Source organism: Caulobacter sp. CCG-8, assembly GCF_037402475.1.
Taxonomy (GTDB): domain Bacteria; phylum Pseudomonadota; class Alphaproteobacteria; order Caulobacterales; family Caulobacteraceae; genus Caulobacter.
The window spans coordinates 78,473-94,637 of sequence record NZ_JBBEUD010000021.1; the positions used below are offsets into that span (position 1 = coordinate 78,473).

Genomic DNA, 16,165 nt, shown 5'->3' on the forward strand with positions numbered 1-16,165 from the left:
ATTTTCTTCCGCGCCCTTAAACCACGCCGCGTGACCCTTCCCATCCATGACGCCCTGCCGGCCTTGAGATCCGCGCTCGCCGCGCGCGAGGCCGCCGTGCTGGTCGCGCCGCCGGGCGCGGGCAAGACCACGGTCGTGCCCCTGGCGCTGCTGGACGAGTCGTGGGTCGCGGGCGGCAAGATCGTCATGCTGGAGCCGCGTCGCCTGGCCGCCCGGGCCGCGGCCTCGCGCATGGCCCAGAGCCTGGGCGAAGGCGTCGGCGAAACCGTGGGCTTTCGGGTCCGCCTGCAGTCGAAGGTGTCGGCCAGGACCCGGGTCGAGGTGGTGACCGAGGGCGTGTTCACCCGGATGATTCTGGACGATCCCGGCCTGGACGGCGTGGCGGCGGTGATCTTCGACGAGTTCCACGAGCGCAGCCTGGACGCCGACCTGGGCCTGGCCCTGGCGCGCGACGCGCAAGGCCTGGTGCGCGAGGACCTGAAGATCGTGGTGATGTCGGCCACCCTGGACGGGGCGCGGATATCGACCCTGCTGGACGAGGCCCCGGTGGTCGAGAGCCAGGGGCGGATGTTTCCGATCGACACCCGCTACCTCGGCCGCGACGAACGCCAGCGGTTGGAGGAGCGCGTCGTCCGCGCGATCGAACGGGCTCTGGCCGAGGAGACCGGCAGCCTGCTGGTGTTCCTACCGGGGCAGGGCGAGATCCGCCGGACCGAGACCCTGCTGCGCGAGCGGCTTCGGCGGCCGGAGGTCGACGTCGCGCCGCTCTACGGCGCGCTCGAGCCCGCCGAGCAGGACCGCGCCGTCGCCCCGGCCCAGCCGGGGCGTCGCAAGGTGGTGCTGGCCACCTCGATCGCCGAGACCAGCCTGACCATCGAGGGCGTGCGGGTGGTGATCGATTGCGGCCTGGCCCGCGTGCCGCGCTTCGACCCGTCCAGCGGCCTGACCCGGCTGGAGACCGTCCGCGTCAGCCGCGCCGCCGCCGACCAGCGCCGGGGCCGCGCCGGCCGCACCGAGCCGGGCGTCTGCTACCGCCTGTGGGACGAGCCGGAGACCCGGGCCCTGCCGGCCTTCGCCAGGCCGGAAATCCTGGAGGCCGACCTGTCGCGCCTGGCGCTGGACCTGGCCCGCTGGGGCGCGCGCGACGTGGGCGACCTGGCCTTCCTCGACAAGCCGCCGTCGGCCGCCTTCAGCGAGGCGCGGACCCTGCTCAATCGCCTGCAGGCCCTGGACGGGCAGGGCGGCCTCACCGCCCACGGCCGCGCCCTGGCCGACATGCCCCTGGCCCCGCGTCTGGCCCACATGGTGGTCCGCGCCGCGGCCTCGGGCCAGGCCGAACGTGGGGCCAAGGTCGCCGCCGTGCTCAGCGAGCAGGGCCTGGGCGGCCGCGACGTCGACCTGCGCCACCGGCTGGAAAGCTTCGACCGCGACCGCTCGCCGAGGGCCCGCGACGCCCGCATCCTGTCCGAGCGCTGGGCGCGGTCCGCCGGTCGTGCGTCGGGCGCTGCGCCGCTGGACGACGCCCTGATGCTGGCCGAGGCCTATCCCGAGCGGGTGGCCAAGGCGCGGGGCAAGCCGGGCGAGTATCAGCTGGCCGGCGGGCGCGGGGTCTATCTGGAGCCCACTGACGCCCTGGCCCGCGAGACCTGGCTGGCCGTGGGCGAACTGGGCGGCGGCGACGCCCGCGACCGCATCCTGCTGGCCGCGCCGCTGGACGAGGCGGCCCTGCGCGAGGCCTTCGCCGACCGGCTGGTGGCCGAGGACCGGTTGGAGCCGGACGCCAAGGGCAAGGTCCGCGCCCGCCGCCTGCTGCGCCTGGGCAAGCTGGTGGTCGAGGAGCGGCTGCTGGACAAGGTCGATCCAGGTCTGGTCGCCAAGGCGCTGCTGGACCAGGTCGCGCGCGAGGGATTGTCGGCCGTGCCGCTGGGCGAGGGCGCCCAGGCCCTGCGCCGCCGGGCGGCCTTCCTGCGCGGGCGCGACGCCGAGACCTGGCCGGACCTGTCGGACGCGGCCCTGCTGGCGCGGCTGGACGAGTGGCTGGAGCCGCTGCTCGCCGGCCGCTCGGCCTTGAGCCAGCTCCCGGACGGCGCGCTGACCGACGCCATTCGAACGCTCATCCCCTGGGAGCTGCATCGCCGCCTCGACGCCGAGGCCCCAGCCCGGTTCACGGCTCCGACGGGGTCCAGTTTCGCCATCGACTACGCCGCCGACGGCGGGCCGCGCGTCGATGTGCGGGTGCAGGAGCTGTTCGGCCTGACCGCCCACCCGACGGTCGGCGGCGCGCCCCTGGTGCTGGCCCTGCTGTCGCCGGGCCACAAGCCGATCCAGATCACCAAGGACCTGCCCGGGTTCTGGAAGGGCTCGTGGCGCGAGGTGAAGACGGAGATGAAGGGCCGCTATCCGCGCCACGTCTGGCCGGACGACCCGGCAACGACGGCGCCGACGACCCGGGCCAAGCCTCGGGGTACGTAGGACGGCGAAAAAGCTTGTCCATGGCCGGCGAAGTTGCACCACTGCGCCCGCGGCAGAGTCGCCGCCTTTTTCGGGGGACTATCATTGCGTCGATTGATCACTTGCGCCGCCCTCTTGGGCGCGCTCGCCGTGCCGGGCATGGCCTCGGCCGGCGTCTATGCTGACGACATGTCCAAATGCCTCGTGCGCTCGACCACCGATGCCGACCAGGCTCAGCTGGTGGGTTGGCTGTTCGCGGCGATCAGCTCTCACCCGACGGTGAAGCCGATGACCAACCTGACCGACGCCCAGCGCGACGCCGCCGTCCAGAAGGCGGGCGCCTTGATGCAGCGCCTGATGCTGGTCGACTGCCGCAAGGAGACCGTCGATGCGCTGAAGTATGAGGGCACGGGCTCGATCGGCCAGGCGTTCGGCGTGCTCGGCCAGGCGGCCATGCGCGGCCTGATGAGCGACCCCAAGGTGGCCGAGGGCATGGCCGGGCTGGGCAAGTCCATCGACGAAAAGAAGTTCGAGGAGATGCTCAAGGAGGCGGGGATCAACTCGCCTTCCGCCAAATAGCGACAGGTGTCGACGACCCCGCTCCAGCGAGGAGCGGGGTCGTCGAAACGGTCAGAGCGGCGCGCAGACCGCTTCCAGCCAGGCGCGGACCTCGCCGTCGACCAGCGGCCCGATCTCGCGCAAGACCCGCGCGTGATAGGCGTCGAACTGGGCGATCTCCTCGGGGCTGAGCAGGCTCTTGTCCACCAGGCGCCGGTCGATCGGAGCCAGGGTCAGGGCGTGGAAGCGGTGCATCGGGCGGTCGCCCGTCCCGACGCCTTCCGCCGGCATCACCACTTCGAGGTTCTCGATGCGGATGCCGTATTCCCCATCCTTGTAGTAGCCCGGCTCGTTCGAGACGATCATGCCCGGCTGCAGGGCGATGGTGTTGGGCGCCTTGCTGATCCGCTGCGGGCCCTCGTGGACGCCCAGATAGACGCCGACGCCGTGGCCGGTGCCGTGGTCGTAGTCCAGGCCGTGGCTCCACAGGGCCGCGCGGGCGAAGGCGTCGATGGCCGAGCCGGTGGTGCCGGCGGGGAAGCGCAGGCGGGCGATGGCCAGGTGGCCCTTCAGCACCAGGGTGTTGCGGGTGACCATCTCGGCCGTCGGCTCGCCGATGGCGACCGTGCGGGTGACGTCGGTGGTGCCGTCCAGGTACTGGCCGCCGCTGTCGACCAGCAGCAGCGAGCCCATGGCGGCGCGCTCGTTGCTGCGCTCGGTGGGGCGGTAGTGGGGCAGGGCGCCGTGGCCGTTGGCCGCGCCGATGGTGTCGAAGCTGAGGTCCTTGAGCACGCCGGTGGCCTCGCGGAAGGCCTCCAGCTTGGCCACGGCCTCCTTCTCGTCCGGCGGATTGACCTGACCCTCGGTGGCCAGCCAGTGCAGGAAGCGGGTCAGGGCCGCGCCGTCGCGCTTGTGGGCCTCGACGGTGCCGGCGATCTCGACGGCGTTCTTGCAGGCGCGGGGCAAGGTGCAGGGGTCCATGGCGCGGACCACCTCGGCGCCGGCGGCGGCCAGGGTGTCGAAGTACCAGGCCGAGGACTGGCCCGGATCGACGACGACCTTCTGGCCTGACAGTTCGGCCAGGGCCCCGTCCAGGGCCTCGGGCGTCTCGAGCGACACCTGGTTGCCCAGCCAGGCGGGCAGGTCGTCGGTGACCTTGGCGGGGTCCAGGAACAGCCGCGCCGTGCCGTCGGCGCGCAGCACGGCCTGGGACAGCGGCAGGGGCGAGCGGATGACGTCGCCGCCGCGGATGTTGAAGAGCCAGGCGATCGAAGCCGGGGCGGTGATCACCGCGGCCTGGGCCCCCAGGGCCGCGACGGCCGAGCCGACGCGGGCGCGCTTGGAGGCCGACTCTTCGCCCGCGTACTTCACGGGTTGGGGCACGACCGGAGCTGCGGGCTGGGCGGGACGCTGGGCGCCCCAGGCCTCGTCGATGGGGTTGATCGCCACGGCCTTGAGCGCGGCGCCGGCCTTGGCGGCGGCGGCCTTCAGGCCGTCCAGGGCCTGCGGGCTGTGCAGGCGGGCGTCGTAGCCGATCACCGCGCCCTTGGAGGCGGTCTCGAGATAGGCCGGCACGCCGCCCTCGACGAGGTCGCGGATCTCGAACACGCCCTGGTCGACCTGATCGCGCACCTGCAGGGTGTAGCGGCCGTCGACGAACACGGCGGCGCGGTCCTTGAGGATCACCCCGGCCCCGGCCGAGCCGGTGAAGCCGCTGGCCCAGGCCAGGCGGTCGTTGGCGGCGGGGAGGTATTCGTTCTGATGCTCGTCCTCGTGCGGGACGAGGAAGCCGTCCAGGCCCTGCTTGGCCATGGCGGCGCGGATCAGGGGAACGTGGCGGGGGCCGAAGCCCGGATCGGTGGATTCATCGAAGGTCTGGCGCATGACCTTCGATGTAGTCCCACCCCGCTTCCCTGGAAAGAGGGGCTTAGTTCACCGGCTGAGGTTGGGCCGGCGGCGTCTGGATGTTCGGATCGGCCGAAGGGGCCAGGGTGTCGTCGCGCGACAGGGCGGCGCGGGCCGAGGCGTCCCGTGCGGACTGGGCGGCGTTGGCGGCCGTGGCCTCGGTCGAGCGGCGGGCGCTGTCGGCGGCGGCGCTGGCGTCGCGGGCGGCCTGCTGGGCGACGATCGTGGCCTGGGCGGCGCCGGTCTGGGCGGTTTCAGCGACGGCCGCGGCGCGGCCCTGTTCCTGGGCCTGGGCGATCTGGTCGTCGGTGGGCGTGCGCGCGCCCACGGTCAGCATGAAGGCGATGGCGACCACGGCGACGATGGCCACCGCCCCGGCCACGAACCATCCCGTCGCGCCGCCTTCGCGACGGACATGGACGACGCGCTCGGGCGGCGGGCCTTGGGGATCGACATAGGTCATGACGTTGCTCCTGGAGCGAGAGTGTCCCGCCGGGAGAAACGTGGAGGAGGCTGAGGGTGTTCCGCGTTCCGCCTACGGCCGCTGCAGCACCAGCGCCGCCCAGGCGTCGCGGTGGATGCGGTCCACCACCTTGAAGCCGCGCGAGAGGTAGGCGGCCTTGACCATCCGCTCCTGGGTGCGCAGCAGGCCCGACAGGATCACCGTGCCGCCGGGGATCAGGGCGTTCTTGATGTCCTGGGCCAGGCTGATCAGCGGGCGGGCCAGGATGTTGGCGAACACCAGGTCGTAGGGGGCGTTGTCGGCCACCAGGCGGTTGGACAGGCCCGAGGCGTGGACGAACCGGGCGTTGGCGCGGTTGACCTTGGCGTTCTCCCGCGAGATGCGCACGCTGGGCTTGTCGATGTCGGTGCCCACGGCGATCCGTGATCCAGTCCGCGCGGCGGCGATGGCCAAAAGGCCCGTGCCGGCGCCGACGTCGAGCACCTTGTTGAACTTCCGGGCCTTGAGCAGCTTGTCGTAGGCCAGCAGGCAGCCGACGGTGGTGCCGTGGTGGCCGGTGCCGAAGGCCGCGCCGGCCTCGATGCGCAGGTTGACCGCGCTGGCCGGCACCCGGCCGCGATCATGCATGCCGTAGACGAAGAACCGGCCGGCGCGCACCGGTGGCAGGCCCGACAGCGCCATGGCCAGCCAGTCGGCGTCGGCCAGCTGCTCGCGCACCACCTTCAGCGGATAGCCGGCCAGGACCGCGAGCAGGCCCGCGTCTTCCTCGTCGGTCGTCGGGAAGGCGTCGATGCGCCAGACGCCCTTGTCCTCGTCCTCTTCCAGGATCGAGTAGGTCGCGCCCTCGAGGCCGGGGTGGTTGTCGATGGCGTCGGCGGCGGCTTCGGCGTCGGCGCGCGCGCCGCGGGCGACGATCTGTTGGGGCGTGTAGTCGGTCATGCCGCTCCAGTAGACGCCTAAGCGCCGAAAGGCGAGACCGCGCGCTTGCCAAAAGTGGGCTGGAAGGACTGACCGAAGGTCGCGGGACGTGGCGCAGGTCGCGTCGCGGCTTGGGCAACGACCGGCGCGCGGCCCGGCTCGGGCGTCCAGATCTCGAACACCGGCTCGGCGGGGGCCAGGGACCAGGCCAGCGGCGCCTCGGCGAAGATCGGGCGGCGTTGAGCCGTCTCGGCCGGCTTGGTCCACACCGGACCCAGCAACCGCGTCACCGCCGCGCAGGCCAGGGCCCAGGCGATGCCGTTGCGCTCCAGGATGAAGCTCTCGGAGAAGGTGGTCATCAGGAAGATGGCCAGGAACAGGGTGGCCCAGTACCCGTCCTGCACCCGGCGGAAGCGGAGCAGCGAGACCAGCAGCGATCCGCCCAGCACCAGGGCGCACAGGCCCACCCCGATCCAGCCCAGCTGGGCCAGGATGTCGAGCCAGCCGTTGTGTGCGGTGGGCACCAGCCAGCCGGTCTCCTTGCGGATCCATTGGGCCGGATGGGATTCGAGGGTCCAGAACACCGCGTAGCCGTAGCCGGTCAGGGGGCGCTTGGCGGACTGGCGCAGCAGGGCGGCCCAGATGTCGGTGCGGCCGGTCAGGGTGGGGTCCTTGCCCAGGGCCTTGAACACCAGCTCGGGCGAGAGCCACATCACCAGGGCGATGGTCAGGACCACGGTGACGCCCAGCCAGACCACGACGATCGCCGTGGCGGGCCCGCGCCGCATGGCCGTAAGCAGCATCGAGCCGCCCAGGCCCATCAGCAGCACGACCAGCGAGGTCTTGGACTTGGTCATCACGATCAGCGCCGCGCACAGCAGGATCGTGACGACCATCTGCTTGCGACGGGGCGAACCGGCCAGGATGGCGGCCATCGCCGCCAGGGCGCCATAGACCATCATCGCGCCCATCTGGTTCTTCTCGTACCAGAGGCCGCGCCAGTCGCCGGCGTTGACGTCGTGGTGGACGCCCATCTTGGGGTAGGCCACCGCCGCCAGCCCGCCGCCGATGGCGAGGAACAGGAAGGTGGTGGCGATGATCTCGGCCATCCGCCTGCCGTCGAAGCTGGAGGCGAAATAGAGCCCGAACAGGGTGGTGAACGCCGCCGCCAGGGCACGGCGATTGGTGGTGCCCGGCTCCAAGGACCACGAGGCCGAGGCGAACACCCAGAAGATCAGCAGGCTCAGCATGACGGCCGGGAACCAGAACCGCATGACGCGCGGCGCGCGCCAGACGGCCAGGCCCAGGATCAGGGCGTAGACCGGCAGCCACATCAGCCGCAGCACGGGATTGTTCTCGCCGCCGGCCTGTAGGGGATCCAGCAGCGGTCCGATGAAGGCGTTGGACAGCATGAACAGCACGAAGCCGCAGGCCAGGGCTTCCAGCTTGCGCCAGAGGTCGGGCCGTTCGTCGTCGTGCACTGTGTCCGTCATCCCGATCCTCGCCTGTGGCGCGAAATGGAACACGCGCCCTGGGTTGGAGCGGTCGGCTGCAAGGGAGGGGCCGAGCTTGGCCTAGTTGGCGGCGGCCATGATGATGGGCGCGGCGGCCTGGGGCGCGTCGGGCGCGTCGATCGCCAGCGGCGGTTCGGGCGGGGAGGGGGCGTCCTCCGGCAGGCGGGTGTCCAGGATGTCGCCGCCGGTCGAAGGCCACCGGCGCTCGCCGGCTTCGGCCAGACGGACGGGTTGGGCCTGGGGCGTCGGCTCGGTCCAGGCCGCCGGGACGTATTCCGGGACCTCGTAGGAGGCCACCACCACGGGCGTATCGGGCTGTTGGGGGCGCAGGAAGTCGGTGCCGACCACGTAGCCGGGGACCTTGCCGCTGGGCCAGGCGATCGGCTCGTCCTGGGACGCCGAGGGCTCGGACGCGAAGGCCATGTCGGACTCCGGCGCGGTCTGGGCGCCGACCTTCAGGGCCAGGCCGCCCGTCAGCCCGATCGCCAGGGCGACGGCGGCGCCGATCAGGGCGGTGCGATGGAGAAGGAGGTCCGAGGCGTCCATACCAACGGAAGCGCGCCGGAGCGCAAAACGTTCTATCCGCCGGCGTGGATGTCTCCACTTTCCGCCGCCACGCTCTAGGCTGGCGACTCGCCACGAGGGATTCCGCCATGCCAAGCCGACACATGCTCCGCGACCGGGCCGCCGGCGGCCACGCGCGGGTCACCTATGTCGAGCTGTTCTTCGACCTGGTCTTCGTGTTCGCGGTGACCCAGCTGTCGCACGGCCTGATGCAGCATGCGACCCTGCTGGGCGTGGTCGAGACGGGCCTGCTGCTGATGGCCGTCTGGTGGGCGTGGATCTTTACGGCCTGGGTCACCAACTGGCTGGACCCCGAACGGCCGCCGGTGCGGATCATGCTGTTCGCGGTGATGGTGGTGGGCATGGTCCTGACCATGTCGATCCCCAAGGCGTTCGGCGAGCGCGGCCTGATCTTCGCCCTGGCCTTCGTGGCCATCCAGCTGGGCCGCAGCCTGTTCACCGCCTGGGCGATGCGGGCCCATCCGTTCCAGAGCCGCAACTTCATCCGCATTTCGGCCTGGTTCGCGGCCTCCGGCGTGCTGTGGATCGCCGGCGGCCTGGCCGAGGGCGGCGTGCGCCTGGCGCTCTGGGGCGGGGCGATCGCCCTGGAATACGTCTCGCCGGCCATGGGGTTCTGGACGCCCGGCATGGGCCGGGCCCGCGCCGAGGAGTGGGACGTCGAGGGCGGGCACCTGGCCGAGCGCTGCGCCCTGTTCACGATCATCGCCCTGGGCGAGTCGATCCTGGTCATGGGCGCGACGACGGCGGGCCTGGCCTGGACGCCGACGGTGATCGCCGCCTTTCTGGCCTCGTTCGCCGGCAGCCTGGCCATGTGGTGGATCTATTTCGCGGACACCGCCGAGGCGGCCAGCGAGGCCATCAGCCACGCCAAGGACCCCGGCCGCCTGGCCCGCACGGCCTACACCTATATCCACCTGCTGCCGATCGCCGGGATCATCGTCACGGCTGTGGCCGACGAGTGGACCATCCACCACCCGACGGGTCACACCGATCCCAAGACCGCGGCCGCGCTGATCGGCGGGCCGTTCCTGTTTTTGCTGGGCGGGTTGCTGTTCAAGCGGGCGGTGTTCCGGGCCTGGGCGCCGGCCCAGGTCGCGGCCCTGCTGGCCTTGGCGGCCCTGGCGCCCGCCAGCCTGGTGGTCAGCCCGCTGATCCTGTCGATCGCCACGACGGGGGTCTTGCTGGGCCTGGCCGTCCGGGAGGGCCTGTCGCGTCGCGCCGAGGCCCGCGCCTAGACCGCCAGGGCCGCGTTGGTCGCCCGCACCAGGCCGTCGATGACCCCGGGCTCGGTCGAGGCGTGGCCGGCGTCCCAGACGATCTCGAACCGGGCTTCGGGCCAGGCCCGGTGCAGCGCCCAGGCGCTGTCCAGCGGAGTGACCACGTCGAAGCGGCCCTGGACGATCCAGGCCGGGATGTGGCGGATCTTGTGGATGTTCTGGAGAATCCAGCCGTCCTCGTCGAAGAACCCGCCGTTGGTGAAGAAGTGGCACTCGATCCGCGCGAAGGCGATCGCGAAGTCCTCTTCGTTGAACTTGGGCGGACGCGCTTCGGGTCCGCGAAGCGAGATCGTGTCGCCCTCCCACTGGCTCCAGGCGCCGGCGGCCTCGGCCTGGACGCGACGGTCGGGATGGGTGAGGCGGCGGTGGTAGGCCGCCATCAGGTCGCCGCGCTCCTCGACCGGGATCGGGGCCAGGAACCGCTCCCAGGCGTCGGGGAACAGCATCGAGGCGCCGTCCTGGTAGAACCAGCGCAGCTCCTTCTGGGTCAGCAGGAAGATGCCGCGCAGCACCAGGGCCTCGACCCGGTCGGGGTGGGCGATGGCGTAGGCCAGGGCCAGGGTCGAGCCCCACGAGCCGCCGAACACGGTCCACTTCTCGACGCCCAGATGCACCCGCAGCCGCTCGATGTCGGCGATCAGGCTCCAGGTGGTGTTGTCTTCCAGGCTGGCGTTGGGGCGCGAGCGGCCGCAGCCCCGCTGGTCGAACAGGGCCATGCGCCATTTGCTGGGGTCGAAGAACCGCCGCATGGTGGGATTGACCGCGCCGCCGGGACCCCCGTGCAGGATCACCGCCGGCTTGCCGCGCGGCGCGCCGCATTCCTCGTAATAGATTTCGTGCGGACCGTCGGTGTTGAGCCAGCCGAAGGAGAAGGGCTCGATGTCGCGAAACAGGCCGCGGCGACCGGTGGCGGACATCGGGGAGGCGGAAGCATTACGATCCATGCGCCAACCCTAACCCCGTTTCGGGGCGCGAGGGAACGCCGCGACGCGAAGAAGGGCCTGTGTCCCCGCGGCCGTCATTTGCGTTATCCTGAGCGTGATGACCGACAAGCCGAATCCCGAAGACTTCAGCGACGACGAACTGCTGGCCATGCTCAGCCCGCGCCAGCTGGCCGACCTCGACCGCGCCATCGCCGCCCTCATGGGGCCGGAGGGCCTGGACAAGGTCATCCCGCTGCAGGTGACGGCCCAGCTCTACACCCTGCGCGCCGCCGAGCGTGACCCGACCTCGGCCCTGGCCATGCTGCAGATGGCGGCCGCCATGCGCCGCCGGGCCGAGCTGCTGGCGGGCGAGAAGGCGCCCAAGCAGCTAGACTAGCAGTCGGGGACATGCCCTTGCGGCGTGTCCCCATGTTCAAGCGCTGCGCCTGCTGTTGGGGACACGCCGCAAGGGCATGTCCCCCGCGTTTCTAGTTCGGGAACCGCCGACCCAGCCAGTCGATCAGGATGGCGTTCACCCGCTCGGGCGCTTCCTGCTGGGTCCAGTGGCCGCTGCCCTCGACCAGCACCTTCTCCAGGTCCGAGATCTGGTCGCCCATGCGGTCGGCCAGGGACGGCGGCAGCACCACGTCGTGCTCGGCCATGATCATCAGGCAGGGGACGCCGTCGATCCGCGCCGGCAGGTGCTCGGCCCGCTCCCAGTTGCGCACGAAGTTGCGGTACCAGTTGATCCCGCCCGTGAAGCCGGTGCGCTGGAAGGTCTCGACGAAGGTCGCCAGTTCCTCCGGCTCCAGCAGCTGGGCCGAGGTGTCGGCGACGTCGAAGCGGGCCAGGCCGTCCTGCAGGGCCAGCGAGCGTCCGCCCGTCTCGCCGCTGGTGAAGGCGGCCTGGACGCCGGTCGGCTTGCGCATGAAGTAGCGCATGGTCTTCTCGACGTCGGCCGCCAGCTGGGCGTCGGCCACGCCGGGCTTCTGGAAGTGGACGATGTACATGTCGTTGCCGAACGCGTTGCGGAAGGCGGTGATCGGGTCGACCGGCAGACGCGGCAGGAACGGGGTGTTGACGCCCACCACGCCGGCCACCCGGTCGGGATGCATCAGCGGCATCTGCCAGACGACGAGGCCGCCCCAGTCGTGGCCGCAGAACACGGCCTTCTCGACACCCAGATGGTCCAGCAGCCCGACCAGGTCGCCGGTCAGGTGGGCCATGTCGTAGTCCTCGACCGCCTCGGGGCGGTCGGTCAGGCCGTAGCCGCGCTGGTCGGGCACGATCACCCAGCGGCCGGCCGCGGCCAGGGCGGCAATCTGCCAGCGCCAGGAATACGAGAACTCCGGGAAGCCGTGGCACAGCACGATCGGCACGCCCACGCGCGGCCCGGCCTCGTAATAGGCCATGCGGATCCCGTTGATCTGCGCGAACGCGGGCTCGGGCATCGGCGGCGCAAGACGGGTCATGGCGTTTCCCTGCTTATATTATTGCTGATCACCTTGCGGGAGGGCGTCGCATCGGGCAAGGCCGCGATTCGTACGGTCAAGGACTTACCCTTGCGGAAAACAAGCGTAAAAGCGCGGCCATGACCGACACCGCACAGCCCACGCCCGCCGCCACGCCCTGGCGGCTCGTCCTGATGTTGGGCGCCCTCACGGCCTTCGCGCCGATGTCGATCGACATGTACCTGTCCAGCATGCCCGACATCGGCCGGACCCTGCACGCGGGGGCCGAGGACGTTCAGGCGACCCTGGCGGCGTTCTTCGCGGGCATGGCGATCGGCCAGTTCCTGTACGGCCCGGCCTCGGACCGGTTCGGACGTCGCCTGCCGCTGCTGCTGGGCGTGGGTATCTTCATCGCCGCCTCGGTGGTCTGCGCCCTGGCGCCGTCGGTCGAGGTGCTGATCGCCGCCCGCTTCGTCCAGGCCCTGGGCGGCTGCGCGGGGCCGGTGATCGCCCGCGCGGTGGTGCGCGACAAGTTCAACCACGCCGACACGGCCCGGGTGCTGTCGATGATGACCCTGATCATGGGCCTGGCGCCGGTGCTGGCCCCGCAGCTGGGCGGCGCGGTGCAGTTCCTGGCTGGCTGGCGCGGGGTGTTCTGGACCCTGGCGGTGTTCGGCCTGCTGATCGGCCTGTGGGTGACCCTGAGCCTGGCGGAGTCGCGGTCGGAGGCCACGGCGGTCCAGGCGCGGTCGGAAAACCCGTTCCGGGCCTATTTCGCCCTGCTGCGCCAGAAGCGGCTGGTCGGCTACGGCCTGGCCGGCGCCCTGAACGGCGCGACCCTGTTCACCTACATCTCGACCGCGCCGGACCTGGTGATGGGGACCTATGGCCACCCGCCGCTGGTCTTCAACATCATCTTCGCCTTCAACGCCGTGGGCATCATCGGGGCCAGCCAGGTCAATCGCCTGCTGTTGCGGCGCTTCACGCCCGACCAGGTGCTGGTGCGAGCCAGCATCGCCTCGATCGTCGCCGCCCTGCTGCTGGCCGTCGCGGCCTACAGCGGCCTGGGCGGACAGTTCACGGTCCTGCCCCTGCTCTTCGCGGCCCTGTCCAGCTACGGCCTGATGGCCGGCAACACCATGGCCGGGGCGCTGAGCGTCGATCCCAGCCGGGCCGGCTCGACCTCGGCCCTGATGGGCGGGGTGTCGTTCGCGGCCGGGGCCCTGGCCTCGGGCGTCAGCGGGGTGCTGCACGACGGCACGCCCCGGCCCGTGGCGGCGGTGATGTTCGCCTGCCTGGCGGGATCGAGCCTGGCGATCTTCCTGCTGGCGGTCCCCAAGGACCGGCGCGCGGCCTAGGCCTCGCGGTCGACGATCGTTCCCGCCCGCCAGGCCAGCAGCAGCCAGCCGGCGAGGAAGCACAGGCCGCCGAATGGCGTGACCAGGCCCATGATCCGCGGCGCGCCGAACGCCAGGGCGTACAGCGAGCCCGAGAACAGCACGGTCCCGACCAGGAACAGGGCAGGGGCGGTCATGCCCGCCTTGCCGCCAGCCCTAGCCTCGCCGATCTGGCGCACGGCCAGCCAGCCGAACACCGCCAGGGCGTGGGTCATCTGGTACAGCGCGCCGGTGTGCAGCAGTTCGACCGCCCGGGCGTCCTTGGCGCCGTGCGCGGCGAAGGCGCCGAAGGCGACGGCCAGGAAGCCGCTGAGCGCGGCCAGCCGGACGACCAGGGCGGGGCCGCGCATCACTTGTGCTTCTTGTGCGAGTTGTGCTCGGCCACCTCGTTCGGCGTGATCTCCACGAACGAGGGCATGGCGGCGTTGTAGGCCTGGGTCTTGTTCAGGTCGATGACCACGCTGCGGTGGCCTTCCCAGATCATGTGCGCGGCCACGTACAGCACGATGGCCAGGCCGATGAAGCCGATCCAGCGGTGCTTGTGCAGCAGCTTGGCGATGGCGTTGGCGGCCACGCCCATCAGGATGATCGACAGCAACAGGCCGAACACCAGGATGGCCGGGTGTTCGCGGGCCGCGCCGGCCACGGCCAGCACGTTGTCCAGCGACATCGAGACGTCGGCGATCAGCACCTGCAGGAAGGCCTGCTGGAAGCTCTTGGCCGGCTTGACGTTGACGGGTTCGGTGTTCGGGTCGTCGTCCAGGCATGCCTGGGCGTTGGCCTGGTCGTGGGTGATCTGCTCGCGCAGCTCGCGCCACATCTTCCAGCAGACCCACAGCAGCAGGATGCCGCCGGCCAGCAGCAGGCCGATCACGCCCAGCAGCCAGGTGGTGATCAGGGCGAAGCTGATGCGCAGCACCACGGCCGCGCCCAGCCCGTAGAGGATGACCTTCTTGCGATCCTTGGCCGGCAGGCCGCCCGCCGCCAGGCCGACGGCCACCGCGTTGTCGCCCGCGAGGACGAGGTCGATCATCAGGACGGAAAGGAAGGCCGCGAACGGACCGTTCAGTCCGCCCACCTGGGCGAGGAGCGCGTCAAACATGAGGCCTCAATGCGTCAGGCGGGCGGGTCTGGCAAGCGCCCCCTAGTGGGCGTGCTCAAGTTCCTTGTGAGGATCGTGGGCGTGATGCCCGTGGTCGTCGTGATGACCGGCGTGATCGTCATGGCGGTGGCCGTGGTCGTCATGGCCGTGACCATGATCGTCGTGGCCGTGGCCATGGTCGTCATGATGGTCGTGACCGCTGACCGCCAGGACCGGCGCGCCGGCCGTCGGGGCGACGTGGTGGTCGTCGTGGCCCTGACCGTGGCCATGGTCGTCGTGACCGTGGGCGTGGTCGTCGTGGCCATGGCCGTGATCGTCGTGATGATCGTGGCCGCTGACCGCCTGGGCGCTCACGTGATGGGCGTCGTGGGCGTGGTCGTCGTGCCCGTGCGCGTGATCGTCATGGCCGTGGGCATGATCATCGTGGCCATGGCCGTGGTCGTCGTGGCCATGGGCGTCATGGCCGTGATCGTCGTGGTGGCCGTGGTCGTCATGATGGTTGACCGCCGTGGCCACCGCCGCGCCGGCCAGGGCGCCGCCGGCGGCCGCGACCATCGGGTTGACGTAGTTGACGCTGGCCGAAGCGGGCGGGGCGTCGTGCTCCATCTCGTTGCGGCCGTAATCCGTCAGCGTGCGGAACTTGCGGCGACGCTCGGCCCGGGCCTTGGAGGCCGCGGCGTTGCGCGCGATCGCCACCAGGATCAGCAGGGCCAGCAGCACCAGGGCGCCGCCCAGCAGCGACTTGCCCGGCACCTTGCCGACGCCCGGCAGGTCGACGGTTTCATACTTGCCCAGGTTCGGCAGGCTGGGCATGGCGAACTTGAAGCCCTTGGTCTTCTCCTTCACCGCTTCCTGGATCGGCGCGACCTGCTTGGAGATCGAGCCCAGGGTGAAGCCCTGCGCCGGCTTGGCGCCGTTCAGCTCGACGCCGAAGTCGGTCTTCAGCGGGCCCTTGGCGGCGGCGGTCGGCTTGACCTGCCAGGCGAAGGTGGCCGGCTCGCCGGCCTTGATCTCGGCGGTCTGGCGACCGTTCGGGGTGATCTCGTAGCCCTGGCCCTGCAGGTCGGCGTAGGCGCTGGCCTTCTTGGCCGGCTTGCCCAGGCCCAGCTTGGCGGCTTCCTTCTTGATCAGGTCGCCCAGGGTGGCGGGGAGGGACAGGGTGACCTGGCCTTCCTTGCCTTGGCCCAGGCTTTCGGCCGTGGCCAGGGTCGCGCCCTTGGTGGCTTCCGGCGCGACGGCGGCCTGCAGCTTCTCCAGCTTGGTCAGCGGCTTCGCGGCGACTTGGGCCGGGGCGGGCTTGGTGGCGGGCGCGACAGCAGCCGCGGCGACGACCGGGGCCTTGGCTGGGGCGACGGCGGGCTTGGCCGCGACGACCGGCTTCACCGGGGCCGGGGCGGGCGCGACGACGGCCGGCTTGGCCGGCGCCTTGGCGACGACGGAGGGCTTGGCGGCCGGAGCGGGCGCGGCGCGACCGCGGCGAGCCGGCGCGGAGACCGCGCGCGGCGCATAGCGGGTGGCCTTGGGATTGGCGATCGGCGCCATGGCGGTGACCAAGGTGCCGTCCGGACGGCGCCAGGTTTTCAGATTCGGGTTGGAGCTGACGACGGGCGCCGGCGCGGCC

The 16,165-nt window shown here is 71.3% G+C and carries 15 protein-coding genes; 5 read left to right on the forward strand and 10 right to left on the reverse strand.

The genetic code is table 11. From position 1 onward, the window contains the following. Window positions 1-2,472, forward strand: coding sequence for an ATP-dependent helicase HrpB (gene hrpB / locus WAE60_RS19155; protein ID WP_337687977.1), 2,472 nt, complete (start codon window positions 1-3; stop codon window positions 2,470-2,472). 114 nt (window positions 2,473-2,586) lie between these two features. Beyond that, entirely contained in the window at window positions 2,587-3,030 is a 444-nt protein-coding gene (locus tag WAE60_RS19160) for a hypothetical protein (RefSeq protein ID WP_337687950.1), read from the forward strand. A gap of 51 nt (window positions 3,031-3,081) precedes the next feature. Here the strand turns inward: WAE60_RS19160 and WAE60_RS19165 are convergent, their stop codons facing one another. The 5 genes from WAE60_RS19165 to WAE60_RS19185 all read right to left on the reverse strand — a co-directional run bounded on the left by WAE60_RS19165 (window position 3,082) and on the right by WAE60_RS19185 (window position 8,355). Continuing rightward, window positions 3,082-4,893, reverse strand: coding sequence for an aminopeptidase P family protein (locus WAE60_RS19165; protein WP_337687952.1), 1,812 nt, complete (start codon window positions 4,891-4,893; stop codon window positions 3,082-3,084). 43 nt (window positions 4,894-4,936) lie between these two features. Continuing rightward, window positions 4,937-5,377, reverse strand: coding sequence for a hypothetical protein (locus tag WAE60_RS19170; protein WP_337687955.1), 441 nt, complete (start codon window positions 5,375-5,377; stop codon window positions 4,937-4,939). Window positions 5,378-5,449: 72 nt separating this feature from the next. Beyond that, window positions 5,450-6,316 (reverse strand): 50S ribosomal protein L11 methyltransferase, encoded by an 867-nt coding sequence (locus WAE60_RS19175; protein WP_337687957.1) that lies wholly within the window; start codon window positions 6,314-6,316, stop codon window positions 5,450-5,452. A 17-nt stretch (window positions 6,317-6,333) separates the two neighbouring features. After that, window positions 6,334-7,788 carry an O-antigen ligase gene (locus WAE60_RS19180; RefSeq protein ID WP_337687959.1) on the reverse strand — a complete coding sequence of 485 codons (1,455 nt, stop codon included), beginning with the start codon at window positions 7,786-7,788 and terminating at the stop codon, window positions 6,334-6,336. Between the two features lie 81 nt (window positions 7,789-7,869). Continuing rightward, on the reverse strand, window positions 7,870-8,355 hold the full coding sequence (locus WAE60_RS19185; protein ID WP_337687961.1) for a hypothetical protein: 486 nt from the start codon (window positions 8,353-8,355) through the stop codon (window positions 7,870-7,872). A gap of 107 nt (window positions 8,356-8,462) precedes the next feature. Here WAE60_RS19185 and WAE60_RS19190 point away from each other — a divergent pair, with 107 nt between their 5' ends. Continuing rightward, window positions 8,463-9,629, forward strand: coding sequence for a low temperature requirement protein A (locus tag WAE60_RS19190; protein ID WP_337687962.1), 1,167 nt, complete (start codon window positions 8,463-8,465; stop codon window positions 9,627-9,629). On the opposite strand, the gene pip is transcribed toward WAE60_RS19190, so the two are convergent. Then, window positions 9,626-10,615, reverse strand: coding sequence for a prolyl aminopeptidase (gene pip, locus WAE60_RS19195; protein WP_337687965.1), 990 nt, complete (start codon window positions 10,613-10,615; stop codon window positions 9,626-9,628). The genes WAE60_RS19190 and pip overlap by 4 nt on opposite strands. A 97-nt stretch (window positions 10,616-10,712) precedes the next feature. Between pip and WAE60_RS19200 the strand changes: the two genes are divergently transcribed. Next, a complete protein-coding gene (locus WAE60_RS19200) occupies window positions 10,713-10,991 on the forward strand; it encodes a low temperature requirement protein A (RefSeq protein WP_337687967.1) in 279 nt (92 codons plus the stop codon). Window positions 10,992-11,082: 91 nt separating this feature from the next. On the opposite strand, the gene WAE60_RS19205 is transcribed toward WAE60_RS19200, so the two are convergent. Further along, window positions 11,083-12,066 carry an alpha/beta hydrolase gene (locus tag WAE60_RS19205; RefSeq protein ID WP_337687968.1) on the reverse strand — a complete coding sequence of 328 codons (984 nt, stop codon included), beginning with the start codon at window positions 12,064-12,066 and terminating at the stop codon, window positions 11,083-11,085. Between the two features lie 119 nt (window positions 12,067-12,185). Between WAE60_RS19205 and WAE60_RS19210 the strand changes: the two genes are divergently transcribed. Then, a complete protein-coding gene (locus tag WAE60_RS19210) occupies window positions 12,186-13,403 on the forward strand; it encodes a multidrug effflux MFS transporter (RefSeq protein ID WP_337687971.1) in 1,218 nt (405 codons plus the stop codon). Here the strand turns inward: WAE60_RS19210 and WAE60_RS19215 are convergent. From WAE60_RS19215 to WAE60_RS19225, 3 genes are all read right to left on the reverse strand, one after another. Next, window positions 13,400-13,792: a DUF423 domain-containing protein gene (locus WAE60_RS19215; RefSeq protein WP_029916408.1), complete on the reverse strand. Its 393-nt coding sequence runs from the start codon at window positions 13,790-13,792 to the stop codon at window positions 13,400-13,402. The genes WAE60_RS19210 and WAE60_RS19215 overlap by 4 nt on opposite strands. Next, window positions 13,792-14,544 (reverse strand): TerC family protein, encoded by a 753-nt coding sequence (locus WAE60_RS19220; RefSeq protein ID WP_029916410.1) that lies wholly within the window; start codon window positions 14,542-14,544, stop codon window positions 13,792-13,794. The genes WAE60_RS19215 and WAE60_RS19220 overlap by 1 nt, the downstream gene beginning before the upstream one ends. Before the next feature lie 42 nt (window positions 14,545-14,586). Next, window positions 14,587-16,165 (reverse strand): stalk-specific protein X (locus WAE60_RS19225; protein ID WP_337687973.1); only part of this gene is annotated, 1,579 nt, incomplete at its 5' end.

Coding starts and splice junctions, on each gene's coding strand:
- WAE60_RS19215 (WP_029916408.1), bottom strand. CDS start 13,792: ATGCGCGGCCCCGCCCTGGTCGTCCGGCTGGCCGCGCTCAGCGGCTTC.
- WAE60_RS19220 (WP_029916410.1), bottom strand. CDS start 14,544: ATGTTTGACGCGCTCCTCGCCCAGGTGGGCGGACTGAACGGTCCGTTC.
- WAE60_RS19165 (WP_337687952.1), bottom strand. CDS start 4,893: ATGCGCCAGACCTTCGATGAATCCACCGATCCGGGCTTCGGCCCCCGC.
- WAE60_RS19200 (WP_337687967.1), top strand. CDS start 10,713: ATGACCGACAAGCCGAATCCCGAAGACTTCAGCGACGACGAACTGCTG.
- WAE60_RS19175 (WP_337687957.1), bottom strand. CDS start 6,316: ATGACCGACTACACGCCCCAACAGATCGTCGCCCGCGGCGCGCGCGCC.
- WAE60_RS19170 (WP_337687955.1), bottom strand. CDS start 5,377: ATGACCTATGTCGATCCCCAAGGCCCGCCGCCCGAGCGCGTCGTCCAT.
- WAE60_RS19185 (WP_337687961.1), bottom strand. CDS start 8,355: ATGGACGCCTCGGACCTCCTTCTCCATCGCACCGCCCTGATCGGCGCC.
- pip (WP_337687965.1), bottom strand. CDS start 10,615: ATGGATCGTAATGCTTCCGCCTCCCCGATGTCCGCCACCGGTCGCCGC.
- WAE60_RS19190 (WP_337687962.1), top strand. CDS start 8,463: ATGCCAAGCCGACACATGCTCCGCGACCGGGCCGCCGGCGGCCACGCG.
- WAE60_RS19205 (WP_337687968.1), bottom strand. CDS start 12,066: ATGACCCGTCTTGCGCCGCCGATGCCCGAGCCCGCGTTCGCGCAGATC.
- WAE60_RS19180 (WP_337687959.1), bottom strand. CDS start 7,788: ATGACGGACACAGTGCACGACGACGAACGGCCCGACCTCTGGCGCAAG.
- WAE60_RS19210 (WP_337687971.1), top strand. CDS start 12,186: ATGACCGACACCGCACAGCCCACGCCCGCCGCCACGCCCTGGCGGCTC.